This is a genomic window from Kistimonas ophiarachnellae (genome assembly GCF_057552235.1).
Genome location: NZ_BAAJPA010000002.1, coordinates 177,971 through 198,035 on the forward strand (window position 1 = coordinate 177,971; position 20,065 = coordinate 198,035).

The window sequence follows — 20,065 nt, forward strand, 5'->3', positions numbered from 1 at the left end:
CACGTAACGCATGTTAAAAAACGCACCATCCGGTGCGTTTTTTAATGACAAATTTTCACGGTTCTGTCTTGCTATTCTGAATAGTATGAAAGTGTTTAGGCAGAAACCGAATAACAACATTATTCAAGCTTCGGGGTTAAGCGTTTATTCGTTTTTCCTTGCGGTATGCCTGTTGCTAGCGCCTTCCGTTCGTGCCATTGAATTTTCCGCTATTCAATTATTCTCCGGATTTAATGAACCCCTTCATGCCGAGATTGAAGTTTCCGGCCTTGTTGATCCTGATGCGCCAGTTGTCGTGGATGTCGCTTCTCCCCTGGAACATCAAAATTATGACGTTCCATTGCAGTACTTTAATGCGGCAATCAAGACCTCCTGGCGTCAGGAACCTGATGGACGTCGAATCATTTGTTTAACCAGTAATCTGCCTGTTTCACTTGAAAACCTGGATTTTCTTTTGATGGTAATCCCAGCTGATGAAACGCTTTTGATGCGCATCCAAATCCCCATCAAGCAAAACAATAACGGTGAGCAGACTTCTCAGTCTCAACTACTGGTTCAAAATTACAATAATAAAAATGCCGATAACCTGCCTTTAACCCGGTTTAATGACCCCTTGCCTCTGCGTAAGAAGGCAAAAGTCAGGAATAAACAAACGATTGTTGCAGACAATCGATTGAACCGGCTCAAACGTACCTCCGAGCTGGCCAGAGCCAATAGACAGGCGGACGCCAATGCCAGGGTGTTAGCCTTTAACTCTGTTGCTGATGAAATTTCATATACCCCGAATTTTTCACAACAAGCGATTGCTGCTGTTATGCATGAGGATAGAGAGACAGATAAAAAAGCAGTGTCTATTAAGCCAGCACTGGCCTTTGTTCCGGCCGCAGACAATAAAGCCATCGAGAAAACAGAAAAGAACAATGATAAAAACGAAAGTATAAATCTCGATGTCGGGGATAGATTGGTCGATAAAGTCAATCAGCTTTTCACTATGCAATCTGTCCAATCCGATACCCCTGTCTCATTGCTGGACAGATTATTGCTTTCAACAGTATTTCCTGAGATGAATGCTCAAAAAGCAACCAAACAAAGGAATTCAAAAACTGCTGTGTTTAAGGAGTCTTTGAACGCTGGCGGTAAGAAGGTAATTGGCAGGAGAGTTGACTCAACGACAATAACGCCTTTTTTAAGCAGCTCTCTTGTCCTGAGTCCTGTTGGGTTTTACAGCTTGTTTCAGGTGCTTTTCAGGCAGAAATTCTGGATAAAATCACGGCTGAAAAATGCTCCCGGAAATATTGAATATTCTATAAATACAACAGGTTAGAGTTTTTACCTGAAGCCGTTAAGCAATATGATTCTGATTTGCCCGAAAGTAAAGATCGTACGCATCATCTCGCCCTGTTTACAATGATTCAATACCGCTCACAACGCCATTTTCAACCAGATCAGCCAGCAGCGCTGTCCAGGATTGTCGCTCACTCTCAGACAAGTTTTCCACCAGATTTGCTGAGATGTAGCGATTATCACAAACCTCTATGACGACTGATTTGAGCGACAAGGGCAACGTGTAGTCTTGACCGTTTGCAAAAAAATACACGGCATCGTTATTTTCAGACAGATACCAGGCTAGCCGTGCGTCATCAGCCACCCATAAGTCTGTCGTTAGAGGCTCGGGGTCGATCATGACATTTTCTGGGTATTTGGGCTCAGTCATTAGCCGACCAAACCAGCGTGCCACCCGTTCTGGATTGTTGGCATATTGTCGCAATATCGCCTGGACACGGGCTATGGTTTCAGCGGAAATCTCTGCCGGATGGGATGGCACCTTGAGATCCGGGTCAGCGTAACGCAGGAAATCGGATAAATGGTCATTGAGCCAAAGTCCATAATCACTGACCACCTCACCATGGGAAGGCGCGCGAAAACCGACAGACACAGTCACACAATCATTGGAGGTTGCCGTACCCCAGTGGGCGACACCGGGCGGGAGATACAGCATGTCACCCGGTTCCATGTAGAAATCTTGATCGGTTACGAATTCAGCAAGAATTTTCAAATCCGGATGAGAGAGCAGGGGGCTGGTATCATCGCATAACTGGCCGATTTGCCAGTGGCGGGTGCCTGATGCCTGAATCAGGAAAACATCATAATTATCAAAATGCGGACCGACACCACCGCCCTCAGTAGCGTAGCTGATCATGATATCGTCAAGCCGCCAGTCCGGAATAAAACGGAACTCATTCAGCAGCTCTCGAACCTCGGGTACCCAGTGATCTACAGCCTGAACGAGCAGCGTCCAGTTGTCAGGGGGGAGATCCGCAAAATTCTGCTCATTAAACGGACCGCGCTTCAATACCCATTCCTGGTCACCCAATTGTCGCAGCAAGAGGCGTGATTCAACGGATTCCTCGCAGGCCAACCCCGCCAGCTCATCAGGTGAAATGGGAAGATCCCAATCAGGCAAGGCCTGTCTGATCAGCAAGGGTTGTTTTTGCCAGTATTGGCCAAGAAACTCACTGGCGGAAAGATCACCAAGTATTGGGAAGCGGGGAAGGTTCATGAGCAAACCTGTTACAGAATAAAATAAAACGCCGGCATTTAGCCGGCGCTTAGACGCTCACTTAAACCGCTTTTGCCTGATCGGCGGCATTACCGGTATACGCTGACGGCGTCAGTGCCAGCAGTTGCGCCTTGGCATCTGCCGGAATTTCCAGCTGATTGATAAAGGTCTGCATACCTTCACGGGTAATGGCTTTACCCCGGGTAAACGCCTTCAGCTTTTCATAAGGCTCGGCAATCCCATAGCGACGCATTACGGTCTGAACAGGTTCGGCAAGCACTTCCCAGGCATTATCCAGATCCTGAGCCAGACGTTCCCGATTGACTTCCAGCTTGCTGATACCCTTCAGGGTTGCCTCATAAGCGATCAGGCTATGACCGATACCGACACCCAGATTGCGAAGCACGGTGGAATCAGTCAGATCTCGCTGCCAGCGAGAAACGGGCAGCTTGGTCGCCAGATGGCTCATAATGGCGTTAGCCAGTCCAAGGTTGCCTTCCGAATTTTCAAAATCGATCGGGTTCACCTTGTGCGGCATGGTGGAAGAGCCCACTTCACCGGCAATGGTTTTCTGGCGGAAGTAGCCCAGCGAGATATAACCCCAGATATCTCGATCAAAATCAATCAGGATGGTGTTGAAGCGCGCCAGTGCATCAAACAGCTCGGCAATGTAGTCATGGGGTTCGATCTGGATGGTGTAGGGGTTCCAGCTCAGACCCAGTGAGGTAATGAACTCAGACGCCAATGCCGGCCAATCGATCTCGGGGTAGGTGGCGTAATGGGCATTGTAGTTACCAACGGCGCCATTGATTTTGCCCAGCAGCTCAACCGCACGAATCTGCTTCAGCTGACGCTCCAGACGATAAACGACGTTAGCCATTTCCTTGCCCAGCGTAGTGGGGGAGGCTGTTTGACCATGGGTGCGAGAGAGCATGGGGACATCGTGGAAGTCATGCGCCAGGGAGCGGATTGCATCACACAGCTGAGTCAGGGGCTGAAGAATCGCGTCTCGACCCGCCTGAAGCATCAGACCGTGGGAGAGGTTATTGATGTCTTCCGAGGTGCAAGCAAAATGCACGAACTCAAGCGCTTTGGTCAGTTCGGCATTCTGGGTCATCTTCTCTTTCAGGAAGTATTCGACCGCCTTAACATCGTGGTTGGTCGTACGTTCAAACGTCTTGACTTTCTGAGCGTCGGCTTCAGAGAAATCGTCAACAATGGCATTCAGCAGCTGATTGGCTTCAGCGCTGAAAGGCGGTAACTCAGCAATAGCGGGCTGCTGACTGAGATGCTGGAGCCAGCGTACCTCAACCATGACCCGAAAGCGGATCAGGCCATATTCACTGAAAATCTCACGCAGCGGACTGGTCTTGCTGCCATAGCGGCCATCAACCGGCGAAATCGCTGTCAGTGCAGACAATTCCATCAAAACCCCCTTGGTTTGAAGCAGTTAACCGATCGTTATCGGGCAACATCTGCCGGATAGGATCTGGGAACGGGCTGAAAAATTGCGCGGCATTCTACCTGAAAAATGCCGCGGTATCAGGTTTTGTTGCGTTGGTGGCCTACCAGGTCAGTGGCCTTTGAGCAACTGGTCAATCGCGGCAAGCATTTTATTGCGACCAAATACCAGGTGCCAGCGGCGCCCGCCGACCTGTCGCCACAGGATGGCAGAGCGCATTCCGGCCAGCAGGGCAGCCCGGATCTTGTCGGCACAAGCCTGGTTCTGCAGGTGCCGAATATCGCCCATAACCTGGATTCGGGTTTTGAATGTGCTGATCGTATCGAGATAAATGCTCGCAAGACTGGCCAGCACATTCTCGTGGGTAGGGGAGAAGTGGCGAGCCTGATCACTGGCGCGATCAATACGCTCGGCGATGGTGTGCATCATCCCCGGATTCCCACGTAATTTCCGCTCCAGATGAATCAGTGTCAGGGAATAGCGAATCGCATCGGCTTTCACTGCATCATGATTGCGTTGCAACACATCCCTGAGGGCTCTGAGGCCAGCTGTGACATTCCCGGCACTGCCACCATAGACATCCTTGACGCTATCAGGATTGGTGACAAAGATGCTGTTGATGCAGACAGCCAGCTCATGTTCAGGCGCCTGGGCCGTTTTGGCGATTTTTTCTACCAGCGTGGCGGCCTGGAACAGGCCGGCCAGCGCCAGGGTACGATCAATATCTTGTTGATTCACAGCTCCATTGGCCCCCTAACATCAACCCGAAATCATGGTTTTATGGGCAAAGCGTTGCTCGATAATGCCACCGCCAAGACAGACGTCCTGATCATAGAAAACAATAGACTGGCCAGGGGTTACCGCACGCTGAGGTTCGTCGAAGAGGACATGATAGCCGCCATCCGGCTTTCGTTGAAGTGTGCAGGCCTGGTCTGCTTGACGATAGCGGACCTTGGCCCGAAGTTTGTCAGGCACCAGGGCAGGATCGTCATTAATCCAGTACACCGTGTCAACGGACAGGGCTTCGGAGAATAGACCGGGATTGTCGTTGCCCTGACCGACTACCAGGACATTGCGGCTCAGGTCTTTTTCAATGACATACCATGGCGCATCATCGGCATTCTTAAGTCCGCCAATGCCCAGTCCTTGCCGTTGGCCGATGGTGTGGTACATCAGGCCACTATGGCGACCGATCACTTTGCCGTCTTCTGATTCAATATCGCCGGGCTGGGCAGGAATGTACTGCTTCAGAAAGTCGCGGAAACGACGTTCGCCGATAAAGCAGATCCCTGTACTGTCCTTTTTGTTGAATGTCGCCAGCTGGTGCTGTTCGGCAATAGCCCGAACCTCATGCTTTTCCAGCTCTCCAACCGGGAAAAGGCTGCGTGACAGTTCCTGCTCGCCGACCGCATGCAGGAAATAGCTCTGATCCTTGTTGTTATCCAAACCTTTCAACAGCAGGGTATGCCCGTCACGGTCAGCACGGCGCACATAATGACCGGTTGCTATGGCGTCAGCACCCAGCTCAAGCGCGTAATCAAGAAAAGCCCTGAACTTGATTTCCCGGTTGCAGAGAATGTCAGGGTTAGGGGTGCGCCCGGCACGGTATTCAGACAGGAAATGCTCAAAGACATTATCCCAGTATTCAGCGGCAAAATTGGCCTTGTGAAGATGGATGCCAAGCCGGTCGCAGACAGCCTGGGCATCGGCCAGATCCTGGCGGGCCGTGCAGTATTCCGTGTCATCATCTTCTTCCCAGTTCTTCATGAACAGGCCTTCGACCTGGTAGCCCTGCTGCATGAGAAGGAGCGCTGAAACTGAGGAATCGACACCGCCGGACATACCAACGATCACACGGGTGTGCGCGTTATCGGTCATAAGAATGAAACTAATTAGGGGTTAGACAGGGCGTCAATTGTAATGATGCAGCACCGGACGTCCAGCGCCAAAGCTCATGCGGCCAGAATGTAGCTATAATTTAGGCGTATAGCGAAGCTCTAGCGTGGTTTGTACGCATTTCTGTAACAAAACTACATTTATTCTTGGCCTGCTTTGGTATATCTTATTGCGCCAAACAGCCATGAGCGATAAATGTCGAGCGGGGCAGTAACCGATCAGAGCCATCGCCAGCAGTAAATGTAGCAAAACTACAAGAACAGGTAAGCTGCCGGTTATCGCCAGCGGCATAAAAAAGGTCCAGATTACGGAGTAGATAATGGGATATCAGAAGATCAAAGTTCCGAAAGATGGTGACAAAATCACTGTAAATGCCGATCTCTCCCTCAATGTTCCCAATCATCCGGTTATCCCCTACATCGAAGGCGACGGTATCGGTATAGATGTATCGCCTGCCATGTTGAAGGTGGTTGATGCCGCTGTTGAAAAGGCCTATGGCTCAAGTCGCTCCATTGTCTGGATGGAAGTGTTTGCCGGTGAAAAAGCCGTGGAAGTCTATGGCGATGATGTCTGGCTGCCGGAAGAAACCCTTGAAGCCATGCGCGAGTACAGTGTTGGTATCAAGGGGCCGCTGACTACACCAGTGGGGGGCGGCATTCGCTCCTTGAACGTTGCACTGCGTCAAGAGCTGGATCTGTATGCCTGTATCCGTCCTGTTCGCTGGTTTAAAGGGGTTCCAAGCCCGGTGACTGCGCCAGAGAAAACTGACATGGTTATCTTCCGTGAAAACTCGGAAGATATTTATGCCGGTATTGAGTGGCAGGCTGACAGCCCGGAAGCGAAGAAGATCATCCGTTTCCTCAAGGAAGAAATGGGTGTTGAGAAAATCCGTTTTGACCAGGGTTGTGGTATTGGTATCAAGCCTGTTTCCAAAGAGGGAACACAACGTCTGGTTCGCAAGGCCATCCAGTTTGCCATCGATAACGACAAGCCATCTGTGACCCTGGTTCACAAAGGCAACATCATGAAGTACACCGAAGGCGCGTTTAAAGAGTGGGGCTATGAACTGGCTCGGGAACGCTTTGGTGCTGAGTTGCTGGATGGTGGCCCTTGGCACAAACTGGTCAACCCGAAAACCGGCAATGAAATTATCATTAAAGATGTCATTGCTGATGCCTTCCTTCAGCAGATTCTGATGCGCCCTGATGAATACAGTGTTATCGCCACTCTGAACCTGAATGGTGACTACATCTCAGATGCACTGGCTGCAGAAGTTGGCGGGATTGGTATTGCGCCTGGTGCCAACATCGGCGGAAGTGTTGCGATTTTTGAAGCCACCCACGGCACAGCCCCCAAGTATGCTGGCCAGGATAAAGTCAATCCCGGTTCACTGATCCTTTCTGCAGAAATGATGGTTCGTCATCTGGGCTGGTTCGAAGCAGCAGATCTGATTCTGAAAGGGGTTGAGGGTGCCATTGAAGCCAAAACCGTGACGTATGACTTTGAGCGATTGATGCCTGATGCAACACTGCTGAAGTGCTCTGAATTTGCGGACGCGATTATCAAAAACATGTGAGACAGCGCTCTATATAAAAAACCCGCCATTAAGGCGGGTTTTTTTGTTGCAGTGCATTTTATTTTTTATTCATTGTTCAGTAACGGGAACGCCGGTCGCAATGGCTTCTTCAGCATTACTGCTATCGGATTCATTGTCTAATTGATCTTGCGGTATGGTGATATTGACGGCATGTAATCCTTTAGGGCCCTGGATGATATCGTAGGTGACAACTTGGCCAGCTTTCAGGGTTTTATAACCATCCATATTGATGGAAGAGTAGTGAACGAAGAGGTCTTCCCCATTACTGCCTTCACCCAGGATAAACCCGTACCCTTTTGCATTATTAAACCACTTTACTGTACCTGTCGGCATCCTTCAGTCCCTCTGTTCACTGCTTGTTATTTCTTTTGAGTGGGTGTTTTTGTTCGTTATTAGTTGTATAAAACCGCGTCCATGGGTTAAAACAAGTGTTAGACATGCTATCAATGCTGTCAAGTATTCGTCAGCCAGCATGGTACTATATCCGTTGAGGAATCACTTTTACTGGCATTATGTTGACAACGCATTTCATGAGTAGCATTGAACGAATTCTACTATCCTTAGAGGAAGAAAATCATCAGTATGATGATGAGGGTAGTGTTGCCGTAGCCCCGGTGAAGCCGAAGCTTGCACCCCCGCCGATGTACAAGGTCATACTGGTCAATGATGACTACACCCCAATGGACTTCGTGATCGAAGTTCTGGAAACCTTCTTTAACTTGTCCAGGGAAAAGGCGACACAAGTTATGCTGACAGTACATACTCAGGGACAGGCAGTCTGCGGCGTCTACACAAAAGATATTGCCGAAACCAAGGCCGAGCAGGTCAATCGTTTTTCACGGGAGCATCAGCACCCTCTGCTTTGCAAAATCGAAAAAAACAGTTGAACTAGCGTTGGTCGGGTACGAATATGCTCAACAAAGATCTAGAACAGACACTGAACAGCGCATTCAAGGAAGCCAGAACCAAGCGTCATGAGTTCATGACGGTGGAACATCTGCTTCTGGCGCTTATTGACAACAAGTCAGCGAATGATGTCCTGGAAGCGTGCGGCGCGAACCTGGAAAAGCTTCGCAACGACCTTTCCCATTTCGTTGATTCAACCACGCCCTTGATCCCCGGCAATGACGAGGAGCGTGAGACTCAGCCCACCCTTGGTTTCCAGCGCGTTTTGCAGCGAGCCGTCTTTCATGTCCAGAGTTCTGGCAAGAAGGAAGTGACTGGCGCCAATGTCCTGGTAGCGATTTTCAGCGAGCAGGAAAGCCAGGCCGTTTATTTCCTGAAGCAGCAGGAAATCGTCCGCATTGATGTGGTGAACTACATTGCCCATGGCATTTCCAAGGTCCCAGGCCATCAGAGTCAGGAAATGGACGGGCATGAACTGCAGGAAGATACATCATCCAGTGATGATGCAGCCGGTAGCAAACCACTTGAGGCCTACACAACCAATCTCAATGAGCTGGCAATGAAAGGCAAGATTGATCCTCTTGTCGGTCGGGACAGCGAGCTAGAGCGGGTTGGGCAGATTCTGAGTCGCCGTCGTAAAAACAATCCGCTGCTAGTCGGTGAGGCTGGCGTTGGTAAAACAGCCATTGCTGAAGGATTGGCGAAAAAGATTGTTGATGGCGAAGTGCCGGATATTCTGGCAGATTCAACTGTTTACTCCCTTGATATGGGCGCTTTGCTGGCAGGTACCAAATACCGCGGCGATTTTGAAAAGCGTTTCAAGCATTTATTGTCTGAATTGAAGAAAACAGAAGACGCCGTTCTCTTCATTGATGAAATTCATACGATCATTGGTGCCGGTGCGGCATCCGGTGGTGTGATGGATGCTTCAAACCTGCTCAAACCACTACTGACCAGTGGCGATTTACGCTGCATCGGATCTACTACTTTTCAGGAATTCCGTGGCATTTTTGAAAAGGACAGAGCCCTGGCTCGTCGTTTCCAGAAAGTGGATATTGAAGAGCCGGATGTCGATGACACTTACACCATCCTTTTGGGTCTCAAGAAGAAATTCGAAGAGCACCATAAGATCAAATACAAAAATGAAGCGCTCAGGGCTGCGGCCGAATTGGCGGATCGCTACATCAATGACAGGCATATGCCTGATAAAGCCATTGATGTCATTGATGAAGCAGGTGCTTATCAACGCTTGCAGAAGGAAAGCAAGCGCAAGAAGACTATCGGTGTTGACGAGATTGAATCCATTGTCGCCAAAATGGCACGGATTCCGCCGAAGTCAGTATCGTCTTCCGATAAGGAGTTGCTTGAAAAGCTGCCTAGAAACATGCGGCTCACTATCTTTGGTCAGGATGAGTCCATTGATGCGCTGACAACCAATATCCGGTTATCTCGTGCAGGTCTTAAAGCACCTGAAAAGCCGGTGGGTTGTTTCCTGTTTGCCGGTCCAACCGGCGTGGGTAAGACAGAAGTCTGCCGTCAGCTTGCCAAATCGCTGGGTATTGAGCTGGTGCGATTTGATATGTCCGAGTATATGGAGGCTCACACCGTCTCCCGTCTGATTGGCGCACCTCCCGGTTATGTTGGATTTGATCAGGGCGGTCTGTTGACCGAAGCGATTAATAAAACGCCACATTGCGTTTTATTGCTGGATGAAATCGAAAAAGGTCATCCTGATGTCTTCAACCTGCTTTTGCAGGTCATGGACCATGGCACCCTGACAGATAACAATGGTCGTAAGGCGGATTTCCGTAATGTGATTCTTATCATGACGACCAATGCCGGCGCTGAAAGCATGAGCAGGAGTTCCATTGGTTTCACAACTCAGGATCACTCCATTGATGGTGGGGAAGCGATCAAGAAAACGTTCACGCCTGAGTTCAGAAACCGTCTCGATTCTGTGATTCAGTTCCAGCCATTGAGTCCGGAAGTGATCAGCCATGTCGTTGATAAGCAGCTGACAGAACTGCAATCGCAGCTGGATGATAAGAAAGTCCAGCTTGATGTGAATGATGACGTCCGCAAGTGGCTGGCCGAAAAAGGGTATGACCGCCTGATGGGCGCTCGCCCAATGGCCCGTCTGATTCAGGATAAACTGAAGAAACCCATGGCAGAAGCCATTTTGTTTGGTGAACTGGTGAAGGGTGGAACAATGAAGATCAGCTTGAAGGATGATGAGCTGGTTTTCGAATCAGAGCCATCCTGACGCGTTTCATTTTCTCAGGGAGGGAATACCCTCCCTGCGAAAAGACTCTATATCAACGCGCGCGGTACACAATACGACCCTTGGTGAGATCGTAAGGGGTGAGTTCTACACGAACCTTGTCACCGGTCAGAATACGGATGTAGTTCTTGCGCATTTTTCCGGAAATATGAGCAGTAATCACGTGGCCGTTTTCCAGCTCTACACGGAACATAGTGTTAGGAAGGGTATCGACAATGACCCCTTCCATTTCAAACGAGTCTTCTTTTGCCATTCGGCGTCTTCCTCAGTGAATGAAAAATCAGATATCAGATCTTAAATTGGCGTGCATTCTGCCTTAAAACCCATCGCGAATCAAAGCCAACGGTGTCATGGTCGCTGCCAAACACCGTTAATATAACGCTCTTGTGGGGTATAGGATGACTTGTATGCCATTTTAGGGCAGTTTTGTATCCAGTAGCCCAGATACAGGTAGTCAAGTTGTAACACACGGCTTTCTTCAATCTGCCATAAAATACAAAAAGTACCAAGACTTCGGGCTGCCTGATCAGGGTCAAAAAACGTATAAATAGCAGAAAGTCCATTGGGAAGATGATCAACAGCTGCAACAGCGATCAGGCGGTCGTTTTTTCGGTATTCATAAAACTGTGTGAACCCATCATTCGGACAGAGAAAATCGATAAACTGTTTAGGTGAGGGAGGAAACATATCACCATCATCGTGCCGATCCCGGATGTAACGGCGATAAAGGCGATAGCGCTCGCGTGTAAATCCAGGTGCTGAACGGTGTACAGTCAGATCCTGATTCTTGTTCCAAATGCGACGCTGTCCCTTACTTTTCTGAAACGCCGTTACCAGCACCCTGGTCGGTATACAGGCATGACACATTTCACAATAAGGCTGGTAATAATGGTCACCACTACGCCTGAAACCATTATCAGCCAATAACCCGGAAAGATTCTGATCAACAGAAACGGCCGGATCAAGGAACAAGGTGGTTGCCTTCTGATCCGGCAGGTAGCTGCAATCATGGGCAGGGGTGGCAAAAAAGCGTAAGGTTTGTTCTTGACTCATGATCGTTCTGGTTGCAATGCATCCGTGGTCAGCCATTCAGCATCTGCTCTGACTAACGGCTTGATTCTTTCAATAAAGGAAATTCGAGGTATCAGTTGTGCTCCAAGACTTTCCAAATGCGGAGTGTGAACCTGGCAATCAACGAGATCAAACCGTGCGCTTTGCATGAGTGAAATCAGAGCCAGCTTGGATGTATTAGGTTCCCGACTGAACATGGACTCTCCAAAAAAAACCCGCCCCATGGCAACACCATAGAGCCCACCGACCAGTTTTCCTTCTAACCAGGCTTCAACGGAACAGGCGTAACCGGCTTTGTGCAGATTTATATAAGCTGCCTGCATATCATCTGTAATCCATGTCCCTTCGTGTGCATGACGACTCTCTGCGCAAGTCTTTATTACCTCGGGAAAGGCTCTGTTTGCAGTAATCTGGTATCTCTGCTGACGCATCAGTTTTCGCATGCTTTTTGAGATATGAAGGGTTTCCGGCGTCAGAATCATGCGCGGGTCGGGTGACCACCAGAGAATCGCCTGGCCTTCACTGAACCAGGGAAAAATACCGTGCTGATAAGCACGGATGAGGGTGTTTACACAAAGGTTGCCACCCGCGCACAACAAACCGTCGGGCTCCGTTAATGCGTGTTCGACAGGGGGAAATTCAGGATTCAGGTTATCCAGCCACGGGATCATGTACGGCGCGCTCTGAGACCAGTTTCACTATACGATAACCCGTTTTACCAAGGCTGCGTCAAGTCTGTCAGTGTTCGGTCATTTGCCATTACACCCGTTGTACGTACCGAAGTGCCCGGGCAGAACCCGGGTCCCGCAACCTTGTTGAATACACCGGCCAGCTGAACGACACAGTCATGGTAGATTGGAATTCAAGAATCGATGTTGATCGACAAAGTGGCGAGCAGACGGTGACAGATTTTCTGACAGAACGTCAGTTAATCTGATCACCGTGACACCATAAGAAAGAAGGAGCTCGAAAGCATTCCTTCTTTCTTATCAGTAAGTTAAAGAATATTTTTAAAGTGTTCCAGGGATTCCGGGTTAATCAGTGCATCGGTATTCTTGACGGTTTCTCCATGAATTGTCGCTTTGACTGCCAGTTCACTGAGTTTGCCGCTAACCGTTCGAGGCAAGTCTGCTACCTGAAGGATTTTGTAGGGCACATGACGTGGCGTTGTATTGGTGCGTATAGTCATTTTGATACGTTTTGCCAGCGGTTCATCCAGCGCCAGGCTATCTGCCAGTCGGACAAACAGAATGACTTTTTCATCACCCTCTTCAAGGTGACCAACGGCGAGGCTTTCCTGCACCTCTGCTATTTTTTCAACCTGTCGGTATATTTCAGCCGTCCCGATTCGCACGCCACCGGGATTTAGCACGGCATCAGAACGACCAAAAATCATAACCCCATCTTCAGCCGTGAGCTCACCGTAGTCACCGTGTGCCCATAGGCCGGGATGTGCTTCAAAATAGGCTCTGTAGTATTTGCTACCCTCAGGATCATTCCAGAAACTGACGGGCATGGAAGGGAAACTCTTTCTGCAGACCAGCTCGCCTTTTTGCTCTCTCAGCACGTCACCCTGGCTGCTGACGAACTGTACATCCATACCCAGGCCGCGACACTGAAGCTGTCCTCGATAAACCGGTCGGATAGGACACCCCAGGGCGAAACAGGACACAATGTCTGTACCACCGGATATAGAAGCCAGGTTAATGTCTGATGAAATAGCGTCGTACACAAAATCAAAGCTCTCATGAAGCAGGGGAGAGCCTGTTGAAAGGAGTCGTTTCAGCGCTGAAAGGTTATGCTGCTCAACCGGTCGGTATCCTGATTTTTCAAGTGCAGAGATATACCGTGCACTGGTCCCAAAAACTGACACCTGCTCCTGCTCGATAATCCGCCAAAGAGCATCAGGACCCGGATGAAATGGAGAGCCATCATAGAGAACAACTGTTGCGTCAGTTATCAGGGCGCTGACTTGCCAGTTCCACATCATCCAGCCACAGGTGGTGAAGTAAAACAGGGTGTCGTTACTCCCTACATCCGTGTGCAGGCATAATTCCTTTGCATGCTGAAGCAAGGTGCCGCCATGGCCGTGCACAATACATTTGGGTACACCTGTTGTGCCAGATGAAAACAGGATATAGAGGGGGTGGTTAAAATCTACCGGTACGATATGGAGGCAGTCTTCTTCGTTATCAATAAAGTCATCGTACGGCGTAAAGCCTGCCTTGCTGATTGCCTCAGCATTTCCATTCAGAAAAGGTACAACAACGATTTCCTGCACAGAGGGAATCGCTGACTGGAGTGCTTTGACACGTTCCAGCACATCAATGGTTTTCGCGTTATAGAAATAGCCATCAGTAGCGATCAGTAATTTAGGGCTAATTTGGCCAAAACGATCAAGTACCCCATTAAAGCCAAAGTCTGGCGAACAGGACGACCAGATAGCGCCAATACTGGCTGTCGCCAGCATCATAACAACTGTTTCGATGCCATTCGGTAGCAGACCTGCGACCCGGTCCCCCTTTTCAATACCCGCATCACGCAGTGCCCTGGCAGCCCGGGCTGTCTGTAGATAGAGCTCTGCGTGGCTGATGGCGCGTCGTTCGCCGTCTTCACGACAAAAAACCAATGCCGATTTTTCATCGCGACTATTCAGCAGGTGTTCGGCATAATTCAATGTTGCGCCTGAAAACCAGCGGGTTTGGGGCAGCTCTTCAGCACCGGTATAGACCTGCTGTGCTGGCTGGTAAAAATGGATGTTTTGGTATTCTGCAAGGAATGCCCAAAATTCAGGGCTGTGTGAAACACTCCAGTGATAAAGATCGTCATAGCTTTTGTGGTCGGTATCAAACCGTTCATTCACTGCGCTCATGAATCGCCACATTGCACAGGCGCGAATCTGTTCTTCAGAAGGTGACCAGATAGGGGTATTCGTTGTCATTATCATCTATTCCTGTGTCTGGTATGGCGGGGACATCAGGGTTTTGCAGGCTGAAGGGCCGCTGCCACCTTGGAATGATTAGGCTGTCCCAAATGGCTGCACACGTAGTGATTGGCATTTAGCAGGGCGGTCATGTCGACACCCGTCTCAATCCCCAGACCATTGAGCATGTAAAGCACATCCTCTGTCGCCACATTGCCGGAGGCACCACGGGCATAGGGACACCCGCCCAAACCAGCAATGGCACTGTCTATAACGGTCACGCCTTCCTGTAACACTGCATAGAGATTGGCCAGTGCCTGTCCATAGGTATCATGAAAATGTGCCGCCAGAGCAGAGAGTGGTACGTGCTCTTTGACGGTTTTAATTAACTGCCGGGCTTTTTCCGGTGTGCCAACACCAATCGTATCGCCCAGTGAAAGCTCGTAGCAGCCAAGATCCATGAGGGATTTGCTAACACTGGCAACACGACTGGCCGCTATCTCGCCTTCATAGGGACACCCAAGGGTACAGGACACATAGCCACGAACCCGAAGATTGTGCTGTTTGGCCAGTGGCATCAACGCCGCGATGCGCTCGAGGCTTTCTTCCACGGAGCAGTTGATATTTTTATGGGTAAAAGCATCCGAGGCAGCCGTAAATACCGCAATATCCTTTACCCCGGAATCTATGGCGTCTTCAAGTCCTTTTACGTTTGGGACCAGGGCAAAATACCGTATTGCCTGACGGTCTGACAGCCCCTTAAACACCTGGTCAGTGTCAGCCATCTGGGGAATTCGTGCAGGGGACACAAAACTGCCGGCTTCAATCTGTCTCAGACCGGACTGGCTGAGTAGCTCGATAAAAGCAATGCGTTCAGCGGGCGTCAGGGTGTGGGGCTGATTTTGCAGTCCATCCCTCGGGCCAACCTCAACGATTGTGACTTTTTCGGGCAGATTCATGAAGCAGGATCCTCGGTCATGGCCAGCAGGGGAACGCCTTCTTCAACAAGATCACCCTGGTTATAGAATACATCAGCAATGGTTCCTGCGCTGGGAGCACGGATGGTATGTTCCATTTTCATGGCTTCCATCACCAGCAGCGGTGCATCTGCCTGAACCTGATCCCCGGGCCTGACCTGAACCGAGACAATGGTGCCGTTCATGGGAGCGTTAAAACCAGAGCTGGATTCTTCCTGCACATCGTAGTCCGGTGCAGACAATGTCAGCGTCAAAGCGTTTGATATGACCGTGAAGGTATTACTGGCACTGTTTGTCACAATAGAAAAGAAACCGTGTTTTTTGTCTGCCAGTAAAACGCCTCCTGTTGTATAGCTGGGAGCCTCGACAGACATATCATGGTCATTTACCCGGCAATGGTAATTCCGTCCATCTGGCAGGATTTCGATATCAAACAGATTGCCACAATTGGAAAAACGATAACGACTGACCGCAGGTTGGTTCATCCGCCAGCCTTTACCCTCGATCCAGGGATCTGTAACTGTTTGGTGCTCTATTTTGTTTAAACACCAAAGTGCGGCAACGGCAACAGACAGCGTTAGATCATCCGGGCTTTCATCGAGTAACGATGCTTTATGCTGATCAATCAGGCCGGTACTGAAATTGACCGAGCAAAATTGCGGGTTGTCCAATACCCGGAGCAGAAAATCACGGTTAGTGGAAACGCCGGCAATTCGGGTGTCCTGAAGGGCAGTGCGCATGGCTGCAATGGCCCGGTTTCGGGTTTCTCCCCAAACCACCACTTTCGCCAGCATCGGGTCGTAATAGGGCGATACCTGGTCGCCAGTACGGATGCCAGTTTCTACCCGTAACCGATCCGTTTCCTGCGGGAAGGCAAGGTAGCTAATGTCACCGGTAGCAGGCATGAATTCCTGCTGCACCTGTTCCGCATAAAGGCGGGTTTCAATCGCGTGGCCGTTTACGTTGACCTGCTTCTGCGACAGAGGTAATGCCTGCTCATCGGCAACACGCAGCTGCCATTCTACCAGGTCCTGTCCGGTAATCATTTCTGTCACCGGATGTTCAACCTGCAAGCGGGTATTCATTTCCATGAAATAAAATTGGCCATCACTGTCGAGCAGAAACTCAACCGTGCCTGCGCCGGTGTATCCGATCGCCTGTCCGGCAGCCACGGCTGCTGTGCCCATGGCAATCCGGGTTTCGTCGGTTAAACCGGGGGCGGGTGCTTCTTCAACGACTTTCTGATGGCGCCGTTGTACCGAACAGTCTCGATCAGCCAGGTAGATGCCTGAACCCTGATTATCAAAGAATATTTGCACTTCCACATGGCGAGGGGCGGGCAGGTACTTTTCCAGCAAGAGGGTATCGTCTGCAAAGGATTTCAGGGCTTCCCGTCGCGCACCGGTTAGCGCCTCAGCAAAAGCCTCTCCATTCTCCACCACGCGCATGCCTTTTCCCCCGCCGCCGGCTGAGGCTTTGAGCATGACCGGAAAACCGATGGTTCTTGCGGCATCAAGCAGAATGTCATCCTGTTGATCCTGTCCATGAAACCCTGGCAACAGGGGAACGCCGGCTTTTTCCATCAGCCGTTTGGCTTCACTCTTGGAGCCCATGGCGTCGATAGCGCTTGGCGGCGGGCCAATCCATTTTAATCCGGCATCAATAACAGCCTGCGCGAACCCTGAGTTTTCCGATAAAAAACCATAACCGGGGTGTATGGCGTCAGCACCGGATTGTTTGGCTGCCGCCAAAATGGCCGGTATGTTCAGGTAACTTTCTGCTGCCGGCGCCGGACCAACACAATACGCTTCATCCGCGCTGTCGACATGGAGGCAATGTTCATCCGGCTCAGAATAAATCGCTACTGTACCCAATCCCAGCTGTGTGGCCGTTTTGAATATACGACAGGCAATTTCGCCGCGGTTGGCAACCAAGAGTTTGGTAATGCTTTGAATGCCGTGACTCATGGCTGCTCCTTGATCCAGACAGGACGACGTTTTTCAAGAAACGCACTGAGGCCTTCCTGACCTTCATCAGACGTTCTTATCCGGGCAATGCGCTCACTGGTATCTGCAATCAATGCATCATCCAGAGGTTGACTGGATACTGCCTGTATCAACGATTTACAGGCAGTCATCGCAGAAGGACCATTGTTCAAAAGGCGTGTGATTAAATCATCAGCCACAGCGGCAAGGTCTTCTTCAATGCTGTGAACCAGCCCTATTTGACAGGCTTGCGTTGCATCAATCATTTCGGCCGTCAACATATAGCGACGGGCCGAACGCTCACCAATGGCCCGAATCACATAGGGGCTGATAACCGCTGGGATCAAGCCGATTTTGACTTCACTTAAGCAGAAACTGGCATCGGGTGTACAAAACGCCATGTCACTGGCTGCAATGATCCCCAGTGCCCCGCCATAGGCAGGTCCGTTTACCAGACTAATGACAGGGCAGGGAAAGGTATCAATACGACGCATCAGGCCGGCAAGGGTATTGGCATCTGACAGGTTGTCTTCAAGGGAAAGTGTCGCCGTGCGTTTCATCCAACCGAGGTCGGCACCGGCCGAGAAACTGGCGCCATTGGCATCAATGACCAGCACACGAACCAGGCCATCGGCAAGCCACTGATCCAGCTGGTGATTGATGGCGTTAATCATATCGTCGTTGAAGGCGTTATGCTTTTCGGGACGATTCAATGTCAGGCGGGCAACACCACGCTCGTCCAGGGTATGCAGAATGCTCTTTTCGGTCTCACTCATGACTTCCCCCCCTCACATCCGGAACAGGCCAAAACGGGTGGGTTCAACCGGGGCGTTCCTTGACGCACTGATCGACAACCCCAGCACCTGCCGGGTATCCGCCGGATCAATAACGCCGTCATCCCAGAGGCGGGCGCTGGCATAGTAGGGGCAACCCTGGCGATCATAATCGGCCATGACAGAATCCCGATAAGCCAGTTCATCCTGTTCTGCCCATGTCTGCCCCTGTTTTTCCAGGGACGCCCGGCGAACCATCGACAGCACACCGGCCGCCTGCTCGCCACCCATGACCGATATCCGGGCATTAGGCCAGCTCCAGAGGAAGCGGGGATCATAGGCACGACCGCACATACCATAATTACCGGCACCGAAGCTGCCGCCAATCAATACGGTGAACTTGGGAACTGCGGCACAGGCGACAGCTGTCACCAGTTTGGCACCATGCTTGGCAATACCACCTGCCTCATACCGTGAGCCAACCATAAAACCCGTGATATTTTGCAGGAAGACTAAAGGAATATTGCGCTGACAACAGAGTTCAATGAAGTGGGCTCCTTTTTGGGCAGATTCTGAAAAGAGAATCCCGTTATTGGCGAGAATACCGACTGTATGCCCCCATATCCGGGCAAAGCCGCAAACCAGTGTTTTGCCAAACAGGGCTTTGAATTCATCAAATTCAGAGCCGTCCACGATACGGGCGATGACTTCCCGTACATCGTAGGGCGTCTTCAAATTTTCCGGTACGACACCGTAAATTTCATCCTGCGCATAACGGGGAGGGACAATTTCGCTGTCCGTTACCGTCTGACGGGGAGGGCGGTTCAGTCGGGAGACACACTGACGAGCCAGGTGAAGGGCATGATGGTCATCATTGGCATAATGATCAACGACGCCCGACGTTCGCGCATGGACGTCAGCACCACCAAGCTCTTCAGCGCTGATGGTTTCACCGGTTGCCGCCTTCACCAAAGGCGGACCCGCCAGAAAGATCGTTCCCTGCTCTTTAACGATAATGCTTTCATCCGACATGGCCGGAACATATGCGCCGCCCGCGGTGCAGGACCCCATGACAACGGCTATCTGGGCGATCCCTTTGGCGGACATGCGGGCCTGGTTGAAAAAAATACGGCCAAAATGCTCGCGATCCGGAAAGACTTCATCCTGCCGGGGGAGGTTGGCGCCACCGGAATCCACCAGATAAATACAGGGCAGGTGATTCTGTTCGGCAATTGTCTGCGCTCTAAGATGCTTCTTAACGGTTAATGGGTAATAGCTGCCCCCTTTGACCGTCGCATCATTGCCGACAATCATGCATTCCTGGCCACACACACGGCCAATCCCGGCGACTGCACCGGCAGCTGACACCAGTTCATCATAAACATCCAACGCGGCAAACTGGCCTATTTCAAGAAAAGCAGAACCTGGATCCAGCAGGGCATCAATTCGCTCCCGAACCAGCAATTTACCGCGTTGGGTATGGCGTAATCGTGCTTTTTCCCCACCGCCTTGGCAGATAGCACCGGCCTTTTCCCTGAGATCTGAGACCAGGTCTGCCATCGCCCGATAGTTGGACAGGTAGACTTCTGATCCCGTATTAACCTGACTTTTGATAACCCCCATGACCGACAGCC

At 50.6% G+C, this 20,065-nt stretch carries 17 protein-coding genes; 4 read left to right on the forward strand and 13 right to left on the reverse strand.

Going from position 1 to position 20,065, the window contains the following annotated elements; genetic code table 11:
- Positions 1–10: 10 nt before the first annotated feature.
- Positions 11–1,324 carry a type IV pilus assembly protein FimV gene (locus tag AC27K1_RS03040; protein WP_487148208.1) on the forward strand — a complete coding sequence of 438 codons (1,314 nt, stop codon included), beginning with the start codon at positions 11–13 and terminating at the stop codon, positions 1,322–1,324.
- A 78-nt stretch (positions 1,325–1,402) separates the two neighbouring features.
- Here AC27K1_RS03040 and AC27K1_RS03045 read toward each other — a convergent pair whose 3' ends face one another.
- From AC27K1_RS03045 to mnmA, 4 genes are all read right to left on the reverse strand, one after another.
- Entirely contained in the window at positions 1,403–2,560 is a 1,158-nt protein-coding gene (locus tag AC27K1_RS03045; protein ID WP_487148210.1) for a JmjC domain-containing protein, read from the reverse strand.
- A 61-nt stretch (positions 2,561–2,621) separates the two neighbouring features.
- Positions 2,622–3,986 (reverse strand): adenylosuccinate lyase, encoded by a 1,365-nt coding sequence (purB, locus tag AC27K1_RS03050; RefSeq protein WP_487148212.1) that lies wholly within the window; start codon positions 3,984–3,986, stop codon positions 2,622–2,624.
- Between the two features lie 147 nt (positions 3,987–4,133).
- Positions 4,134–4,760 carry a high frequency lysogenization protein HflD gene (gene hflD / locus AC27K1_RS03055; RefSeq protein WP_487148213.1) on the reverse strand — a complete coding sequence of 209 codons (627 nt, stop codon included), beginning with the start codon at positions 4,758–4,760 and terminating at the stop codon, positions 4,134–4,136.
- A 21-nt stretch (positions 4,761–4,781) separates the two neighbouring features.
- Positions 4,782–5,900 (reverse strand): tRNA 2-thiouridine(34) synthase MnmA, encoded by a 1,119-nt coding sequence (gene mnmA / locus AC27K1_RS03060; protein WP_487148215.1) that lies wholly within the window; start codon positions 5,898–5,900, stop codon positions 4,782–4,784.
- Between the two features lie 337 nt (positions 5,901–6,237).
- On the opposite strand from mnmA, the gene icd reads away from it, so the two are divergent.
- Entirely contained in the window at positions 6,238–7,494 is a 1,257-nt protein-coding gene (gene icd / locus AC27K1_RS03065; RefSeq protein WP_487148216.1) for an NADP-dependent isocitrate dehydrogenase, read from the forward strand.
- 69 nt (positions 7,495–7,563) lie between these two features.
- Here icd and AC27K1_RS03070 read toward each other — a convergent pair whose 3' ends face one another.
- On the reverse strand, positions 7,564–7,848 hold the full coding sequence (locus tag AC27K1_RS03070) for a cold-shock protein (RefSeq protein WP_395178502.1): 285 nt from the start codon (positions 7,846–7,848) through the stop codon (positions 7,564–7,566).
- Positions 7,849–8,045: 197 nt separating this feature from the next.
- On the opposite strand from AC27K1_RS03070, the gene clpS reads away from it, so the two are divergent.
- Together clpS and clpA are read left to right on the forward strand one after the other, a co-directional pair.
- Positions 8,046–8,402 (forward strand): ATP-dependent Clp protease adapter ClpS, encoded by a 357-nt coding sequence (gene clpS / locus AC27K1_RS03075; RefSeq protein ID WP_395183527.1) that lies wholly within the window; start codon positions 8,046–8,048, stop codon positions 8,400–8,402.
- Between the two features lie 23 nt (positions 8,403–8,425).
- Complete coding sequence (gene clpA / locus AC27K1_RS03080) at positions 8,426–10,684, forward strand: ATP-dependent Clp protease ATP-binding subunit ClpA (protein WP_487148217.1); 2,259 nt, start codon at positions 8,426–8,428, stop codon at positions 10,682–10,684.
- A gap of 52 nt (positions 10,685–10,736) precedes the next feature.
- Here clpA and infA read toward each other — a convergent pair whose 3' ends face one another.
- From infA to AC27K1_RS03120, 8 genes are all read right to left on the reverse strand, one after another.
- Positions 10,737–10,955, reverse strand: a complete 219-nt coding sequence (gene infA / locus AC27K1_RS03085) for a translation initiation factor IF-1 (RefSeq protein ID WP_211828490.1) — start codon at positions 10,953–10,955, stop codon at positions 10,737–10,739.
- A gap of 95 nt (positions 10,956–11,050) precedes the next feature.
- Positions 11,051–11,791 (reverse strand): arginyltransferase, encoded by a 741-nt coding sequence (locus tag AC27K1_RS03090; protein ID WP_487148219.1) that lies wholly within the window; start codon positions 11,789–11,791, stop codon positions 11,051–11,053.
- On the reverse strand, positions 11,752–12,444 hold the full coding sequence (gene aat / locus AC27K1_RS03095; protein ID WP_487148220.1) for a leucyl/phenylalanyl-tRNA--protein transferase: 693 nt from the start codon (positions 12,442–12,444) through the stop codon (positions 11,752–11,754). Before aat ends, AC27K1_RS03090 begins: the two co-directional genes overlap by 40 nt.
- A gap of 326 nt (positions 12,445–12,770) precedes the next feature.
- On the reverse strand, positions 12,771–14,714 hold the full coding sequence (locus tag AC27K1_RS03100; protein WP_487148222.1) for an acetoacetate--CoA ligase: 1,944 nt from the start codon (positions 14,712–14,714) through the stop codon (positions 12,771–12,773).
- A gap of 35 nt (positions 14,715–14,749) precedes the next feature.
- On the reverse strand, positions 14,750–15,655 hold the full coding sequence (locus tag AC27K1_RS03105) for a hydroxymethylglutaryl-CoA lyase (protein WP_487148223.1): 906 nt from the start codon (positions 15,653–15,655) through the stop codon (positions 14,750–14,752).
- Positions 15,652–17,640 carry an acetyl/propionyl/methylcrotonyl-CoA carboxylase subunit alpha gene (locus tag AC27K1_RS03110; protein ID WP_487148225.1) on the reverse strand — a complete coding sequence of 663 codons (1,989 nt, stop codon included), beginning with the start codon at positions 17,638–17,640 and terminating at the stop codon, positions 15,652–15,654. The genes AC27K1_RS03105 and AC27K1_RS03110 overlap by 4 nt, the downstream gene beginning before the upstream one ends.
- The gene (locus AC27K1_RS03115; protein WP_487148226.1) at positions 17,637–18,434 is read right to left on the reverse strand and encodes an enoyl-CoA hydratase-related protein; all 798 of its coding nucleotides are present in this window, start codon (positions 18,432–18,434) and stop codon (positions 17,637–17,639) included. The genes AC27K1_RS03110 and AC27K1_RS03115 overlap by 4 nt, the downstream gene beginning before the upstream one ends.
- A 12-nt stretch (positions 18,435–18,446) precedes the next feature.
- Positions 18,447–20,054 carry a carboxyl transferase domain-containing protein gene (locus tag AC27K1_RS03120; protein WP_487148227.1) on the reverse strand — a complete coding sequence of 536 codons (1,608 nt, stop codon included), beginning with the start codon at positions 20,052–20,054 and terminating at the stop codon, positions 18,447–18,449.
- Positions 20,055–20,065 lie beyond the last annotated feature (11 nt).